The sequence below is a fragment of the Pantoea sp. X-Soil-TKNS-1207 genome, assembly GCF_059730485.1.
The window spans coordinates 417,331-434,271 of sequence record NZ_AP035958.1 but is presented as its reverse complement, the minus strand read 5'-3'; the positions used below and the strand labels follow the sequence as shown (position 1 = coordinate 434,271).

Annotated in this window: 13 protein-coding genes; 8 read left to right on the top strand and 5 right to left on the bottom strand. The window is 58.3% G+C overall.

Annotated features, from left to right (window positions below; genetic code table 11):
- The first annotated feature begins 59 nt into the window (after positions 1-59).
- The 3 genes from AC6I8V_RS01895 to AC6I8V_RS01885 all read left to right on the top strand — a co-directional run bounded on the left by AC6I8V_RS01895 (position 60) and on the right by AC6I8V_RS01885 (position 3,292).
- Positions 60-719 (top strand): response regulator, encoded by a 660-nt coding sequence (locus tag AC6I8V_RS01895; protein WP_497844256.1) that lies wholly within the window; start codon positions 60-62, stop codon positions 717-719.
- Positions 716-2,071, top strand: coding sequence for a sensor histidine kinase (locus AC6I8V_RS01890; RefSeq protein ID WP_497844255.1), 1,356 nt, complete (start codon positions 716-718; stop codon positions 2,069-2,071). Before AC6I8V_RS01895 ends, AC6I8V_RS01890 begins: the two co-directional genes overlap by 4 nt.
- 354 nt (positions 2,072-2,425) lie before the next feature.
- Positions 2,426-3,292, top strand: coding sequence for a nucleoside-specific channel-forming protein Tsx (locus AC6I8V_RS01885; protein ID WP_497844254.1), 867 nt, complete (start codon positions 2,426-2,428; stop codon positions 3,290-3,292).
- A gap of 128 nt (positions 3,293-3,420) precedes the next feature.
- Here the strand turns inward: AC6I8V_RS01885 and yjdN are convergent, their stop codons facing one another.
- Together yjdN and AC6I8V_RS01875 are read right to left on the bottom strand one after the other, a co-directional pair.
- Complete coding sequence (gene yjdN / locus AC6I8V_RS01880) at positions 3,421-3,846, bottom strand: VOC family metalloprotein YjdN (RefSeq protein WP_497844253.1); 426 nt, start codon at positions 3,844-3,846, stop codon at positions 3,421-3,423.
- 79 nt (positions 3,847-3,925) lie between these two features.
- Complete coding sequence (locus AC6I8V_RS01875; RefSeq protein WP_497844252.1) at positions 3,926-4,828, bottom strand: LysR family transcriptional regulator; 903 nt, start codon at positions 4,826-4,828, stop codon at positions 3,926-3,928.
- 116 nt (positions 4,829-4,944) lie between these two features.
- Between AC6I8V_RS01875 and AC6I8V_RS01870 the strand changes: the two genes are divergently transcribed.
- The 4 genes from AC6I8V_RS01870 to AC6I8V_RS01855 all read left to right on the top strand — a co-directional run bounded on the left by AC6I8V_RS01870 (position 4,945) and on the right by AC6I8V_RS01855 (position 10,925).
- A complete protein-coding gene (locus AC6I8V_RS01870; protein ID WP_497844251.1) occupies positions 4,945-6,258 on the top strand; it encodes an amidohydrolase in 1,314 nt (437 codons plus the stop codon).
- Complete coding sequence (locus tag AC6I8V_RS01865; RefSeq protein WP_497844250.1) at positions 6,255-7,700, top strand: M20 family metallopeptidase; 1,446 nt, start codon at positions 6,255-6,257, stop codon at positions 7,698-7,700. Before AC6I8V_RS01870 ends, AC6I8V_RS01865 begins: the two co-directional genes overlap by 4 nt.
- A 95-nt stretch (positions 7,701-7,795) precedes the next feature.
- A complete protein-coding gene (gene abgT / locus AC6I8V_RS01860; RefSeq protein ID WP_497844249.1) occupies positions 7,796-9,316 on the top strand; it encodes a p-aminobenzoyl-glutamate transporter in 1,521 nt (506 codons plus the stop codon).
- Between the two features lie 199 nt (positions 9,317-9,515).
- A complete protein-coding gene (locus AC6I8V_RS01855; RefSeq protein WP_497844248.1) occupies positions 9,516-10,925 on the top strand; it encodes an MFS transporter in 1,410 nt (469 codons plus the stop codon).
- 553 nt (positions 10,926-11,478) lie between these two features.
- On the opposite strand, the gene AC6I8V_RS01850 is transcribed toward AC6I8V_RS01855, so the two are convergent.
- Genes AC6I8V_RS01850 through AC6I8V_RS01840 form a run of 3 tightly spaced genes read right to left on the bottom strand, consistent with a single transcriptional unit; the run spans position 11,479 to position 15,331 of the window.
- Positions 11,479-12,798 (bottom strand): c-type cytochrome, encoded by a 1,320-nt coding sequence (locus AC6I8V_RS01850; protein WP_497844247.1) that lies wholly within the window; start codon positions 12,796-12,798, stop codon positions 11,479-11,481.
- An 11-nt stretch (positions 12,799-12,809) separates the two neighbouring features.
- Positions 12,810-14,594 carry a GMC family oxidoreductase gene (locus tag AC6I8V_RS01845; RefSeq protein ID WP_497844246.1) on the bottom strand — a complete coding sequence of 595 codons (1,785 nt, stop codon included), beginning with the start codon at positions 14,592-14,594 and terminating at the stop codon, positions 12,810-12,812.
- Positions 14,595-14,596: 2 nt separating this feature from the next.
- A complete protein-coding gene (locus AC6I8V_RS01840) occupies positions 14,597-15,331 on the bottom strand; it encodes a gluconate 2-dehydrogenase subunit 3 family protein (RefSeq protein WP_497844245.1) in 735 nt (244 codons plus the stop codon).
- 295 nt (positions 15,332-15,626) lie between these two features.
- On the opposite strand from AC6I8V_RS01840, the gene sbmA reads away from it, so the two are divergent.
- Positions 15,627-16,862 carry a peptide antibiotic transporter SbmA gene (gene sbmA, locus AC6I8V_RS01835; RefSeq protein WP_497844244.1) on the top strand — a complete coding sequence of 412 codons (1,236 nt, stop codon included), beginning with the start codon at positions 15,627-15,629 and terminating at the stop codon, positions 16,860-16,862.
- Positions 16,863-16,941 lie beyond the last annotated feature (79 nt).

Genomic DNA, 16,941 nt, shown 5'->3' with positions numbered 1-16,941 from the left:
TAATTCTGCGCTAATTCTCCGGCGCTACACTTATTTACATTGACTCTGGGGAGAGCATCATGCGTGTGCTGCTGGTAGAAGATGATGAAATGATTGGCGCCAACCTGCAGCAGGCGCTGGAAGCGGCAGGCTGGTCGGTGGACTGGGTGCGGGATGGCGTTTTTGCCACCAATGCCTGGGCAGAAGGCGGTTACAGCTGCGTATTGCTGGATTTGGGTTTACCGCGTGAAGATGGCATCCATGTGCTGCGCCGCGCGCGTACCCGTGGCGATATGACGCCGGTGCTGGTGCTTACCGCGCGCGATACCGTAGCGCAGCGCATCCAGGGTCTCGACAGCGGTGCCGACGATTACCTGCTGAAACCCTTTGATTTACAAGAGGTACTGGCGCGAATGCGAGCAATTACCCGACGCCGTCACGGTGCGGCGGATTCCCTGTTAGGCAGCGGCGATGTGCAGCTCGATATGATGACGCGTGAAGTCCTTTATAAAGGGCAACGCGAGCAGCTCACCGCGCGTGAATACGCCCTGCTCTATGCGCTGCTGGAGCGTCCTGGCGCGATTTTATCGCGCGAACAACTGGAAAACCGCATCTACGGCTGGGGCGAAGAAGTTACCAGCAATGCCGTGGATGTCCTGATTCACGGTATGCGTCGCAAGCTGGATAATGAGGTAATTCGCAACGTACGCGGCCTTGGCTGGCGAGTCCCTGCAATATGAAACCCTTCACTTTTATGCGTTCGCTGCGTAATAAACTGCTTACCACGTTATTGCTGATGCATTTAGCGATGATCGGCGGCGTAACGTCGTATTTCTACAGTTGTTACGGCGACATGATTGGTAACATGAAAGATGATCAACTGGCGAAAATTGCCGACGCCTGGGCCAGCAGCAAACGCATTCCAGCGCTGATGCCGCTGATGCTCAACGCCGACAAACTCAAAAGCGCCTACGTCGTGCAGCTGTGGGATGCTAACGATCAGCTGCGCGCCAGCTCCTGGCCGGAGCTGCGGGCGCCGTTGCAAAGCAAGAAAGGCTGGAATGACGTAAAAATTGGCGACTGCGAAGATTGTGACTGGCGGGTCTTCAAACGCCCCGGCGAGCCGGGCAGCGATATCGCCTCGATTCAGGTGCTCTACAACATCGGCTATATGAAAAGCGTGATGGTTAAACGCGCGCTGTCGGCCATTATCCCGCTGATTTTAATGATGCCGCTGTCGCTGCTGGTGATCTGGCTGGTGGTGCGGGCCATTACGCGTGATTTGCGCGTGGCGTCGCGCCAGATTGCAGCGCAGGAGACGATGCATCCTGACAGCGTGCCGCCGGATGGCCTGCCGGATGAGATCCTGCCGCTGGTCGCCGCCTACAACTCGCTGCTGGATAAGCTGCGCGCCGCCTGGTCATCGCAGCGTCAGTTCCTCGAAGATGCGGCCCATGAGCTGCGCACCCCGGTGACGGCGGTGACGCTACAGCTGGAAAACCTGCGCCAGCATATCCAGCCGGGTGAAGCCAGCCGCCAGTTCGACCAGCTGGAAGCGGGCGTCACGCGCACGCGCCATCTGGTCACACAGCTGCTGAATATCTCGCGTCAGGAAGACCAGTCGGTGGTGGTGACGGTAGAAAATATTGAGCTGGACGAGCTGCTGAAAGAAAGCATCGAACAGCTGATGGTGGTGGCGGATAAGCGCGGTATCGATATCGGCTTTAACGGCGGCACCCATTATCGTATCCAGGCCAGCCGTTCCGATCTGCGCAGCCTGTTCGACAACCTGATCGGCAATGCCATGCTGCACACGCCGGAGGGCAGCCTGGTGGATGTGCTGCTGCATCGCGTCGGCAATCATACCGTGGTGGATATTGTCGATAACGGGCCGGGTATGCCGGAATCCTTTATCGATCGTGCTTTTGACCGCTTTACCCGTTCGCCGGGTGTGCAGGCGCAGGGCAGCGGCCTGGGCCTGTCGATTGTACGCAGCGTGGCACAAAAACACCGTATGCAGGTGGCACTCTCTAACTGCCTGAGCCCACAGGGCAAGATCTGCGGTTTGCAGGTGCGCGTTACCCTTCCTTAATTTTCGCCCTGGTGCGCATAAATGCGCACCCTACGCCGGTAGGGTCGGGATTCATCCCGACCTGATTACCCCGTCATCCCCTCGCTTAATCTTCGCGACAACGTAAACGGTTGCGGGGTTCCGTTCGCCCCTGTCATTTATGTGATCAACATCACATTATAAATGAATACTATTGCAACACTTTTTGACAAACGTGACCAAAATCTATTTCCTATCGCCCTGTTACAGGCACGCTACGCGGGCTTTAAAAACCGGCGGATCAGACCGGGTTAAACAATTCACTGCCCATCCCCTGGGATCGACTGACAACGATCGCGCGTTCACGCAGCGATCACGAGCATGTGGTTACGGATAATGAAATATAAAGCATTGATAGCAGGGGCCTTATTGGCCAGCAGCTGGACCGGCGCAAGCCAGGCGGCAGACAGCAGCCCGCAATATGTCTCTGACTGGTGGCACCAGAGTGTCAACGTGGTGGGAAGTTACCATACCCGTTTCGGGCCACAGTTTAATAACGACGTCTATCTGGAATACGAAGCCTTTGCGAAAAAGGACTGGTTTGATTTTTACGGCTACCTCGACCTGACCAACTTTTTTGGCATGGGCAACAGCAACGCCAACGGCATTTTCGACCACGGTTCGCCGATGTTTATGGAAATTGAGCCGCGTTTCTCCATTGATAAACTGACCGGCACCAGCCTGGCATTTGGTCCGTTTAAAGAGTGGTACTTCGCCAACAACTACATCTACGACATGGGCCGCAATGCGTCGCAGCGTCAGAACACCTGGTATATGGGTCTGGGTACCGATATCGACACCCATAGCGATGTCGGCCTGTCGCTGAACGTGTACGCCAAATACCAGTGGCAGAACTACGGTGCGGCGAACGAAAACAGCTGGGATGGCTACCGCTTTAAGGTGAAATACTTTGTGCCGATTACTGACCTGTGGGGCGGTAAGCTGAGCTACATCGGCTTCACCAACTTCGACTGGGGTTCCGATCTGCGTGATGAAACCGGTCCGTCCCGTACCAGCAACTCGATCGCTTCCAGCCACATCTTGTCGCTGAACTACGATCACTGGCACGTTTCCACCGTAGCGCGTTGGTTCCACAACGGCGGTCAGTGGGCGGATGGACAAGAGCTGAACTTCGGCAACGGTCCGTTCGAAGTGAAATCAACCGGCTGGGGTTATTACCTGGTGGTGGGATATAACTTCTAAGCCAGTCAAAGGCCGCCCTCTGTAACGTGCGGCCTGCGGCCAGGAGCGCATAAATGCGCTCCCTACACCTGTAGGGTCGGCATTTATGCCGACCTGGTTAATGCGCGCACCGAATCATTGATGCCGAATTAAATCCGCGGCTTATACGCATTCACCATCCACGGCACACCAAACTTATCGGTAAACATACCAAAACCGTTCGCCCAGAACGTCGGCTCCCAGTTTTTTGTTATCTGGCCCCCCGCTGACAACGCATCAAACCAGCGTTTGCCCTGGGTCTCATCCGGGGTCGACAGGCTGACCGCAAAACCGCTGTAGCGCGCCTCACGATTACCGTCACTCAGCATGATCTCGCCCTGCCCGATACGCATATGCGCGTGCATGATATGTTCCGGCGGAAAGGTCATGCCCGACGGACATCCCTCAAGGGACTCGGTCTCCGGCATATCGCCAAAGGTCATTTTAAACAACAGTTCGCCGTCGGTAGCCTGCAAATAGAACGCGATGGCCTCTTCGCAGCGGCCGTCATAAAACAGATAAGGGGTAATTTGCATGGTCTGTTCTCCATAAAGGAAATCCCGATGCAAAGTGTAGTTCGCGGCAGCAATACAGGACGCGAGCCGGGCCGCACTCTTACCTTTGTTGACAATAGCGCCGGAACAGCTGGGCCATATAGGCGCTCATCGGCGTCAGCGCAGTGTCTTTACGCTGAATCAGATAAAAGGTCGCCTTCGGCAGCGGATCATCCAGTTCCAGCGCCACCAGCTGGCCGCCATGGGTCGGATCTTCAATCACATCGCGCGAGATAATGCTGACAAAATCGCTTTTCGCCACCAGGCTGGTACAGGCCATAAAGGTCTCGCAGGTGACGACGATTTTCGGCGCCATGCCGCGCTCGCCAAACAGATCGTGCAGCAGCCGATAGTAGCTGCCCTGCGGCGTCGGCATGGTCCAGTCACACTGTTGCAGCTCCGCCAGCGATCGCGCATGGGCCATCGGATGTCCTTTGCGCACCACCACCTGATAATCCCGCTCCATCAGCCGCTCGTAGGTCAGCTCCTGATCGAGATGGTTTTGATCGTAGGTATTAATGGTGAAATCCAGCGCGCCCTGGCGCAGCTCATGCACCATCGCCACCAGCTGGCCTTCGACAATGCGTACCTTCACCAGCGGATACTCGCGGTGAAAATGATTGATCACCTGCGGCATAACGGTGCGCGCAATGCTGCCGCCGACGCCAATATTCACCCGTCCCCCCGCCAGCCCGAGCCGCTGCTGAATATCTTCCTGCGCCACGCGCAGCTCCTCCAGCACCAGACTGGCATGACGAAAAAAGTTATCACCAATGTCGGTGAGCGTAACGCCCTGATGCCGTCGCTCAAACAATCGCGCCCCGAGCGCCAGCTCCAGTTCCTGAATCGCTTTGGTCAGTGCAGGCTGCGAAACGCCTGACAGGCGACTGGCCGCACGAATGCTGCCCTGACGGGCAACATCGACAAACGCGCGCAGCTGATGAAGTTTTAAATTAGCGGGCATAGGCATCCGGTGATAACCATTGTTTATCAGGCACAAGATATTCGCATCTTATGCGCACCAATGCCATTGTGTAGATTCGAGGCAATGCATAAAAAACCAACACTAAGGATATGCCGATGAAAACCCTTTCCGATCATGTCAGCGCGCTGGTGCCGCAGATGCAAACCTGGCGGCGCGACCTGCACCAATTTGCCGAATCGGGCTGGCTGGAGTTTCGCACCGCCACCCTTGTTGCCGAAGCGCTGCATCGTCTTGGTTATCAACTGAAGCTGGGTCGTGACGTGGTGGACGCCGATGCGCGCATGGGACTGCCGTCTGCGGCGGTGCTGGCGGCGCAGGAAGCGCGGGCGCTGGCGCAGGGGGCGCTGCCGCAGTGGATCAGCCACTTCTCCGGCGGTTTCTGCGCGGTTGTCGCCACGCTGGAGACCGGTCGCCCCGGCCCGGTGATGGGTTTTCGCGTCGATATGGATGCGCTCGATCTGGTGGAGAGCAGCGCGGCGGATCACCTGCCGCAGCGTGAAGGTTTCGCCTCCTGCAACCCAGGCATGATGCACGCCTGTGGTCACGACGGCCACACCACTATTGGCCTCGGCCTCGCCACGGTGTTGATGGCGATGAAAGATCAGCTGAGCGGCACCATCAAACTGATTTTCCAGCCTGCCGAAGAGGGCGTGCGGGGTGCCAAAGCCATGGTCGCTGCGGGCGTGGTGGATGATGTCGATCTGTTCACCGCTATCCATCTCGGCACCGGCGTACCGGCGGGCGAAATCGTCTGCGGCAGCGACAGCTTCCTTGCCACCACCAAACTTGATGTGCAGTTCACCGGCGTGGGCGCCCATGCGGGCGGTCGCCCGGAAGAGGGACGCAATGCCCTGCTGGCGGCGGCGCAGGCCACGCTGGCGCTGCACAACCTGCCGCAGCACAGCGGTGGCGTGGCGCGCGTAAACGTTGGCGTGCTCCAGGCCGGCACCGGCCGCAACGTGGTCGCCGACACTGCGCTGATGAAGGTGGAAACGCGCGGCGTCAGCAACCAGGTGAACGACGATATTTATCAGCAGGCGCTGCGCGTGGTCGCCGGTGCGGCGGCGATGTACGGCGTGGAACAGGAGGTGAAGCTGATGGGCGGTGCGCGCAGCTGTACCCCCAGCCAGCCGTGGGTGGCCTTTATTCACCAGCAGGCCGAGGCGCTCGGGCTGTTCAACTCGGTGGTGGACACCAAAAAGCAGGCCGCCGGTTCCGAAGACGCCACCTATATGCTGGAGCGCGTGCAGCAGCATGGCGGCCAGGCTTCCTACGTGATTTTCGGCTGCGAGCTGGCCGCGGGCCATCACAATGCGAAGTTCGATTTCGATGAAACCATTATGGCCACGGCAGTTCAGACCCTCGCAACCCTGGCGCTCAATCAGGCGCAGTTTGGAGGCCAGCGATGAGCCATAGCGACTTTATCGACCACTATATTGACCAGCATCAGGCGCGTTTCAGCGCCATCAGCGACGCCATCTGGGATGTGCCCGAAACCCGTTTCGAAGAGACGCAATCGTCTGCGTTGCTGGCCGATGCGCTGGAGCAGGAGGGATTCGCCGTTGAGCGCGGCGTCGGCGGTATCAGCACCGCGTTTATCGCCAGCATCGGCAGCGGCAAACCGGTGATCGCCATCCTCGGTGAATTTGATGCCTTAGCCGGACTGAGCCAGCGTGCCGCCTGCGCCGAGCCACAGCCGCTGGTCGCCAATGGCAACGGCCACGGTTGCGGCCACAACCTGCTCGGCACCGCAGGGCTTGCCGCTGCCTTTGCCATCAAAGCCTGGTGGGCGCAGCACGGGCAGCGCGGCACGCTGCGTTTTTACGGCTGCCCCGGCGAGGAAGGCGGGTCGGGCAAAACTTTTATGGTGCGCGAAGGGTTGTTTGACGATGTTGATGCGGCGGTGACCTGGCACCCGGAAGGTTTCAGCGGCATGTTCAATCTCAGCACCCTCGCCAATATCCAGGCGTCATTTCACTTCAAAGGGGTGGCCGCGCACGCCGCCAATTCACCGCATCTGGGACGCAGCGCGCTCGATGCGGTGACGCTGATGAACACCGGCGCCAACTTCCTGCGCGAGCATATCGTGCAGGAGGCGCGACTCCACTACGCGGTGACCAACACCGGCGGCGTGTCACCGAATGTGGTGCAGGCCGATGCCGAGGTGCTGTACCTGATCCGCGCGCCGCAGCTCGACCAGGCGCAGGATATTTATCAGCGGGTGATCAATATCGCCACCGGCGCAGCGCTGATGACCGACACGCAAATGACGGTGCGCTTCGACAAAGCCTGCTCCAACTACGTGCCGAACCGCGCGCTGGAGGCGGTGATGGAGCGTTATTTGCATCAGTTTGGCTTACCGGATTACAGCGACGAGGAGCGCGCGTTCGCCACGCAGATCCGCGCCACGCTGAGCAAAGATGATCTGCGCAATGCGCGGCTCAACGCGGCCCGTACCGGCGGTGACGCCGGGATGGCCTGGACCGAGGCGCTGGGCGACAAGGTGCTGATGGACGAGGTTGCTCCGTATGCGGTAACGCGCGAGCTGCTGTACGGCTCCACCGACGTCGGCGATGTCAGCTGGGTAACGCCGACCGCGCAGTGCTTCACGCCGTGTTTTGCCTTTGGCACGCCGCTGCACACCTGGCAACTGGTGGCGCAGGGCCGCACCGCCATCGCGCATAAAGGCATGTGTCTGGCGGCGAAGGTGCTGGCCGCCACCGCGCTTGCCCTGCTGAACGACGATGAGGCGCTGGCGCGCTGTCGCGCGGAGTTCACCCGCGTGCGCAGCGAGCAGCCGTATCAATGCCCGATCCCGCCCGGCGTGCAACCCTCGAAGCTGGCATCCTGATAACCAACCCGCGCCCACGCAGGCGCGGGACGTAGCACCCCATAAAAAAATAAAACATATACGCAAATACAACATGACAACACGAGGAAATGCCGATGGAAGTCACCACGGAGAACCGCAGCCCAGGGAAGCTGTTTAGCTGGATTGAGCGGGTCGGAAATAAAGTGCCGAACCCTTTTTTACTTTTCGTCTATTTGATTGTGGTGTTGATGGTCGCCACTGCGGTTCTGAGCAGCTTTGATGTGGCGGTAAAAAACCCCGCCAGCGGCGAGCTGGTACGGGTCAATAATCTGATGAGCGTCGCCGGATTGCAGTGGATCCTGCCCAACATCATCAAAAATTTCAGCAGCTTTACCCCGCTGGGATCGATTCTGGCGCTGGTGATTGGTGCCGGTCTGGCGGAAAAAGTCGGCCTGCTGCAATCGCTGATGGTGAAGATGGCGTCACGCGTCAGCCGTCGCTACGCCAGCTATATGGTGCTGTTTATCGCCTTCTTCAGCCATATCTCCTCCGATGCCGCGCTGGTGGTGATGCCGCCGCTCGGGGCGCTGATCTTTCTCGCCGTAGGGCGTCATCCGGTGGCGGGCTTAATGGCGGCGATTGCCGGGGTGGCATCCGGTTTTACCGCCAACCTGCTGATCGTCACCACCGATGTGCTGCTGTCCGGTATCAGCACCGAGGCGGCCAAAGCGGTGAGCGACACGGTGCACGTCAGCGTGATTGATAACTGGTTCTTTATGGCGAGTTCGGTGCTTGTGCTGACCATTGCCGGTGCGCTGCTGACCGATAAATTTATCGAACCGCGTCTGCCGGTCTGGAACGGTGGCAATCACGATCGACTGCCGCCGCTGACCGCGCTGGAAAACCGTGGCCTGCGCGTCGCCGGTATCGCCGCGCTGGTATTTATCGCGCTGGTGGCACTGCTGGTGGTGCCGGAACATGCGCCGCTGCGCAACCCGAAAACCGGCGGCATCATCCCGTCACCGTTTATTCAGGGCATTGTGCCGATCATCATCCTGTTCTTTTTTGTGGTGGCGATTGCCTATGGCGCCGTCACCCGGCAGATTCGCCGCCCGGATGACATCCCGCAGCTGCTGGTCGATCCGATGAAGAGTATGGCGGGCTTTATTGTGATGGTGTTTCCGCTGTCGCAGTTTGTTGCCTTCTTCAACTGGAGCAACATGGGCAAGTTTATGGCGATTGGCCTGACCGACATGCTGGAAAGCGCGGGCATCAGCGGCGCGCCGGCGTTTCTCGGCCTGATGTTCCTCTCGGCGTTCCTGTGTATGTTTATCGCCAGCGGTTCCGCCATCTGGTCCATTCTCGCGCCGGTGTTTGTGCCGATGTTTATGCTGCTCGGCTTTCATCCCGCCTTTGCCCAGATGATCTTCCGTATTGCCGACTCCGCAGTTCTGCCGCTGGCGCCGATGTCGCCCTTCCTGCCGCTGTTCCTCGGCTTCCTACAGCGCTATCAGAAAGATGCGCAACTTGGCAGCTATTATGTATTGATCTTCCCCTATCCGGTGGTGTTCTTTATCACCTGGATTGTGCTGCTGCTTGCCTGGTACGCGCTCGGTTTGCCGATCGGTCCGGGGGTCTATCCCCGCCTGCACTAAGGCATCGCCAGGGACGGCGATCACACTTACGCGAATCTGCAACGTACGTTGCTAAAATCTCACCGCCTCGCCTCTCGGCAATCCGCGTCGATTTTATTATTCTGCTATTCCTTCGCTTGCTAACGGTTAATTATTTTTAAAACTAATCTCCGCCGTTCGCGAGTTTTGCAAACACCGTCATACCGAGGTTCATACAAAAATGACAACAGCCTGCACGACAGGGATGGCTACCTATATTATCGCTGCGGATCGCCGCACCTTAGCCGGACGCATTGACGCGCTTCCCTCTTCCGCTGGCCTGTGGCGTTTTATCGCGCTGCTGGCGCTGGGCGGTTTCTTTGAACTCTACGATCTGTTTGAAACCGGCTATATCAGCTCCGGGCTACTGGCATCAGGCGTGTTTCATACCGGCAGCGCAGGCGTGTTCGGCATCGCCGATCAGGCGGCGTTTGCCTCCGCCACCTTTCTTGGCCTGTTTGTTGGCGCCAGCCTGCTGGCCCCCTATGCGGACCGTTTTGGCCGTCGTCTGACCTTTATGTGCGCGCTGGCCTGGTACGGCGCGTTTTCGCTGCTGATGGCATTCCAGCAAAGCGCCGAGACGATTATCCTGTGCCGCTTCCTGGTGGGCATTGGTCTGGGCATTGAGCTGGTGACCATCGACACCTACCTCTCCGAATGGGTGCCGACGCAGCTGCGCAGCCGTGCGTTTGCCTTCTCATTCTTTATTCAGTTTCTGTCGGTGCCTGCGGTGGCGCTGATGTCCTGGTGGCTGGTGCCGCAAACCATTCTCGGCCTGGAAGGCTGGCGCTGGGTGGTGATTGCCGGTGCGATCTGCTCGCTGGTGATCTGGGTTATTCGTAAGAACCTGCCGGAATCGGCGCGCTGGCTGGCGCAGCAGGGACGTCATCAGGAAGCGCATCGCGTGCTGAGCGAGATGGAAAAACGCTGCGGCATCGCGCCGGGTGAAGACTTCTCCAATGATGATGCGGCGGCGCAGCTGCCGAAGAAAGGACGTTTCAGCGAGATCTGGGCGCCAGCATACCGCAAACGCACCCTGATGCTGGTGGTGATGAACTTCTTCCAGGCGATTGGTTTCTTCGGCTTTGGTAACTGGCTGCCTGCGCTGCTCTCCGGTAAAGGCGCGACGGTGACGCACAGCCTGCTGTATGCGTTTTTTATCACCCTCGCCTACCCACTGGGTTCGCTGATTTGCAGCCGCTACGCCGATAAGATCGAGAACAAATGGCAGATCGTTCTGTCCTCGCTGATGACGGTGGTGTTCGGCACGCTGTTTGCCTTTATTACCAGCCCGGTGCTGATGATTATCTGCGGTTTCCTGATTACCTACAGCAACGCGTGGCTGACCTTTAGTTATCACGCTTATCAGACCGAGATTTTCCCGACGCATATCCGCGCCCGTGCGGTGGGTTTTTGTTATTCGTTCAGCCGTCTGTCGACGGTGTTCAGCAGCATTCTGATTGGCCTGATTTTGCAGTACGCTGGCAGTGAGGGTGTGATTGCTTTTATCGTGCTGAGTATGTTGATGGTGATGCTGTCGGTGGGGATTTACGGTCCTAAAACGCGCGGGATTGATTTGGAGAATATTTGATCGGCTGGGAACAGGTGCGCATAAATGTGCACCCTACAACGCAGGGTCGGGATTCATCCCGACCGGGTCAATAACCGCACCGTTTTTCCGATACCGTAAACCGACCAGGTGCGCATAAATGCGCACCCTACAACGCAGGGTCGGGATTCATCCCGACCGGGTCAATAACCGCACCGTTTTTCCGATACCGTAAACCGACCAGGTGCGCATAAATGCGCCCCCTACAACGCAGGGTCGGGATTTATCCCGACCTGGTCAATAACCGTACCGTTTTTCCGATACCGTAAACCGACCAGGTGCGCATAAATGCGCACCCTACACCGTAGGGTCGGGATTCATCCCGACCGGGTCAATAACCGCACCGCTTTTCCGATACCGTAAACCGACCAGGTGCGCATAAATGCGCACCCTACAACGCAGGGTCGGGATTCATCCCGACCGGGTCAATAACCGCACCGCTTTTCCGGTACCGTAAACCGACCAGGTGCGCATAAATGCGCACCCTACACCGTAGGGTCGGGATTCATCCCGACCGGGTCAATAACCGCACCGATTACTGCTTTTCCAGCACCCGAATATCCGCGCTGCCCTGATGTTGCTGCACGGTTTCATCCTTACGTAAGGACGCGACATCTTTCGCCGTCACCGTTGCCTTCTCACCATTGCCCCAGCTACCGCGAATAAAGTTCACCACATCCGCCACCTGCTGGTCATTCAGGCGCCAGCCGAACGCGGGCATGGTGATGGGCGTCGGCGCACCCTGCACGCCCGGCAGCGTTCCGCCAGTCAGCACGATATGGATCAGCGAGGTCGGGTCATCCGCCAGCACCACCGGATTGCCGCGCAGCGCCGGGAAGAAGCGCTGATAACCGCTACCGTCGGTTTTATGGCAGGCAGCACAGCTGTCGACATACACCGATGCTCCCGGCTGGCTGTCATCCCCTTTCCACAACGCCTGCGCGACGCTGTCATCCTGGGTAAACACCGTCTGGCTGGCGTCCTTCGCCCCCAGTGATTTCAGGTAATGGGCAATCGCCGCAATATCGTCATCACTCAGGTGTTGCAGGCTGTGCTCCACCACATCGGTCATACCGCCAAACGCAGCGGTATGATCGTTGCGGCCATAACGCAGGAACTGACGCAGATCGTCCTCGCTCCAGCGGCCCAGGCCGTCACGGTTGTCACCGCGCAGGTTGCTGGCTGTCCAGCCATCAATCGGCGCGCTGCTGCCGGAGAGGTAATCATGCGCATCGTCGTTGCTCAGCGCTTTCTCCTGCATGGTGATGCTGCGCGGCGTGTGGCAGGCACCACAGTGGCCGAGGCCTTCCACCAGATAACGACCGCGCGCCAGCTGGGCATCTTCATTGCTGGCAGGCTGGAATGCCTGCACGTCCGGCGCAAACATACCGCGCCAGATCGCCAGCGGCCAGCGCATCGACAGCGGCCACGGAATGTCGCTGTCTTTATTGGCCTGCGCCACCGGCGCCACGCCATGCATAAAGTAGGCATACAGCGCTTTCATGTCGTCGTCGCTCACCACCGCGTAGGAGGGATACGGCATCGCCGGGTAGAGCGTGTCGCCGTTCTTCGCCACACCATGACGCACCGCTTTCTGGAAATCGTCGTAGCTGTAGTCGCCAATGCCGGTGGTTTTATCCGGGGTGATATTGGTGGAGTAGATAGTGCCAATCGGTGTCGCCATCGGCAGACCACCGGCAAAAGGCTGACCGCCTTTTACGCTGTGGCAGGCCACGCAGTCACCGGCGCGCGCCAGGTACTCGCCCCGCTTTACCAGGGCGTCATTTGCCTGATCGTCCGCCAGCGCGGCGAACGTCATCGTGCCCAGAACCAGGGCCAGAATGCTCTTCATCATCGCCGTTTTCCTTATGCCTGCACCAGGGGACCAGGGTTTTTCAGATACTGTTCGCGAATGGCTTTAGCCGACCAGTACGTCAGCGCCGCAACCATGCCGGTCGGGTTATAGCCCAGTCCCTGCGGAAACGCGGACGCGCCCGGTACGAAGACATTCGGTACATCCCAGCTCTGCAAATAACGGTTCACGGCGCTGGTTTTGGGATCTTCACCCATAATCGCGCCGCCGCTGATGTGCGTGGTCTGGTAAACGGTGGTGTCAAAGTGGGTGCCCGGCGCTTTCGCCCCGCCGATGATCATTTTCGGGTTCATGGCTGCGGCGATCTTGTGCATCTTGCCGACCATAAACTGCGCCATCCTGATGTCGTTGTCCTGCCAGTCAAAGGTCATACGCAGCAGTGGCTGGCCGTAGGCATCTTTGTAGTTAGGATCGAGATCGAGGTAGTTGGCGCGATACGACTGGTGCGCGCCGTGGGCATCCATCGAGATATGATGGTTGTAAGTATCCGCTACCGCCGCTTTCCACTGGCTGCCCCAGTTCGGGGTGCCTTTCGGCGTTGGCAAACCGGATACCGGCTTGGTGCCTGCCTGGTTCACCCAGAACGGCGAGCCGCCGACGAAACCGAGCGGGCCGTGGTCGAAGTTGTCGGCGTTGAAATCGTCCACCGCCACGCCTGCGCCACCGGCACCGATAAACGGGTTGGTGGTGGTGTTTTTGTCGAATAGCGCTTTCAGCGTCGACAGGTTCTGGTAAGCAAAGTTACGCCCCACCGTCCCTTCGTTGCTGATCGGGTTATAGGGCTGACCGATACCGGACAGCAACATCAGATGCACGTTGTGGAACTGGAACGCCGACAGGATCACCAGATCTGCCGGTTGCACCTGCTCACGTCCCTGGCCATCGACATAGGTCACGCCGGTGGCGCGCTTTTTGTCATCCGTCAGATTGACGCGCAGCACGTAGGAGTTGTTGCGCAGCTCAAACTTCGGCTCCTGACGCAGCGCAGGCAGGATGTTCACGTTCGGCGAGGCTTTCGAGTACATGTAGCAGGCATAACCGCTGCAATAACCGCAGAAGTTGCACGGCCCCATCTGTGCGCCGTAGGTGTTGGTGTACGGGCCAGAGGTGTTGGCCGACGGCATATCGTACGGGTGATACCCCACCGCGTCTGACGCCTGCGCGAACAGCTGCGCCGAGTAAGTACGTTTCTGCGGTGCCAGCGGGAAGTCGCTGGAGCGATCGCCCGCGTACGGGTTGCCGCCTTTATCTTTGCCCACCAGCTTGCCGTTGATGGTCCAGGCGCTGCCGGAGGTGCCGAACACTTTCTCAGCTTTATCGAAGAAGGGTTCCAGCTCGTCGTAGGTGACGCCGAAATCCTGAATCGTCATCCCTTCCGGGATGAAGTTTTTGCCGTAACGCTCCTCATAGCGGCTGCGCAGACGCAGCTCCTGCGGGTCAACGCGGAAATGCACGCCAGACCAGTGCAGGCCTGCACCGCCGGTACCGGTGCCCGGCAGAAACGCCGCCAGCTGACGATAAGGCACCGCAGTTTGCGACGCATCATGACGGATGGTGACGGTGCTTTTCGACAGATCCTGGAACAGCTTTTTACGGACGTTATAGGTCAGTTCATCGATGGATTGCGGGTAAGCGCCATCCGGGTAGGTATCGCGATGCGGACCGCGCTCCAGAGCCACCACATTCAGTCCGGCTTCGGTCAGCTCTTTCGCCATGATCGCTCCGGCCCAGCCGAAACCAACGATCACCGCGTCCACTTTCTTCATTTCATTTGCCACGGTTACGCCCTCTCCCCGCGAATATCCACCGACGGGAACGGATAACGTTCGCCGCGCTCCACCCAATCCATATAGTCAGCGCGTGCGCCTGGGAAGCCAATCAGCTTCCAGCCAACCATGCCCTGGTTGCCGCCGTGGATCGGATCGCTGAAGTAGCCTTCGCGGGTGTTTTGCAGCAGGTAAGAAAAGAAGACGTTGGCCGGAAGCTGGCTGAATGTGGCTTTGCCGCTTTCAAATTCGCCCAGCAGCGCATCCTGCTGTTCGCCGCTCAGGGCCGCGAACACGTTGCCGTGCTGCTTTTTGCTCCAGCTATCGGCATCGGCCAGGCCAAGGCGGTAGATCTGCTGTGGCACCAGCGGCAGCTGATAGCCCAGCTCTTTTGGCAGATCGGGGTTGAACGGTCCCTGCATGTACCAGTTGTTGCCGGTGGCGTAGGGGGTATTCATCTGGCGATCGATAAACTCCGGCACACCGGCTTCCAGCGCGCCAGGACCACGTTCATCGTTGGGGATCAGACGGGCCACCGCGGCGGTAATAAACGCAAACTCCTCGGCCGTGAACCAGGTCGGCTGATAGTCGCGAGCCTTTTGCGGCGCACCGTTTTGCTCTGCTGCCCCGGCAGCCATCGGCGCGACCAGCGCGCCCATCGCCGTTGAACCGACCGCCATAGCCGGCGCCAGGGTGATGGTTCTCAGCAGAAAATCCCTGCGTGTATGACCATTTTTTTGTTCTGACATGACATTGCCTCAGTACCGCATATAATGCGGCATGAAAGGTTAACTAATTGCGTTGTAATGATTTTTATGTGCGGGCTTAAGGATACAGCGCTACCGTTACCGGTAACATTGAGACGATTGTAACACCGCTACTGCTAAAAATTTAGCGGAAGGATACAAATTCGCACAAAATAATTAACATTTCGCGTGGGTGCTTTACACAACCCGCGCAGCATTGTCATTGTCTGATACAACAGCTTAGAGACAATCAAGCGCCCGAAACGGTATAAAGGGTGTTCATAACAGCGGAGAGCCTATGTTTAAGTCTTATTTTCCCCGGCCAGCGCTGTTTTTCAGCTCGGCTGCGATCTGGAGTCTGGTCGTTATATTTGCCTGGTTCGGCTTCGCCAGCGATTTACCTTCGATGTGGCCTTCTCTCGCTGCGGCGATGAACAAACCGCTACCGGATAACGCATTACGCTTTATCGCTGCCAGTCAGCTGTGGTTCTACGCCTATTACTGGCTGGCGGCAGGACTGTTTGCTATCGCCTGGCGCATTGTCGATAACCATCCCTGGCAGCGCTGGTCAGTGCTTGGTTCAGCGCTGATTATCTTTGTTACCTGGTTTGGCGTGCAGGTGGGCGTGGCGGTGAATGCCTGGTACGGTCCGTTCTACGACTTAATCCAGAAAGCATTAACTAAAGCGGGATCGGTGCAGATCACCGAATTTTATCAGCAGGTTCTCGCCTTTTTAGGTATCGCGTTAATTGCGGTGGTGATTGGGGTGATGAACTCCTTCTTTATCAGCCACTGGGTCTTCCGCTGGCGCACCGCGATGAATAACTACTACATGCATAACTGGCAGCGTCTGCGCCATGTGGAAGGTGCCGCGCAGCGTGTGCAGGAAGACACCATGCGTTTCGCCAGCACGCTGGAAGACTGGGGCGTGAGTTTTATTCAGGCCATTATGACGTTGATTGCTTTTCTGCCGGTGCTGATTAGCCTGTCGCACCATGTGAAAGATATCCCGCTGCTGGGCAATATCCCTTACGCGCTGGTGATCGCGGCGGTGCTGTGGTCAATCTTCGGCACCGGTTTGCTGGCGCTGGTGGGGATTAAACTCCCGGGGCTGGAGTTCCGCAATCAGCGGGTGGAAGCCGCGTATCGTAAAGAGCTGGTGTACGGGGAAGATGATGCCGAACGCGCCTCACCGCCGACGGTGACCGAGCTGTTTGGCCGCGTGCGTTTTAACTATTTCCGCCTCTATTTCCACTATCTGTACTTCAACATCACCCGCATTCTTTATTTGCAGGTCGATAACGTGTTCGGGCTGTTTTTGCTGTTCCCGTCGATTGTGGCGGGCACCATTACGCTCGGCTTGCTCAACCAGATCACCAACGTGTTTGACCAGGTCCGTTCGTCGTTCCAGTACCTGATTACCTCGTGGTCAACGCTGGTGGAGTTGATGTCGATCTACAAACGTCTGCGCAGTTTCGAGCAGATTTTGCAGGATATCCCGCACGAAGAGATGATGCGCGAAGCCGCGGAATAAGGGTCAGCGTAGGGTCGGCATTGATGCCGACCTGGTTAATGAACGCCGCCAGCAGGCAGGAGCGCATCAATGCGCTCCC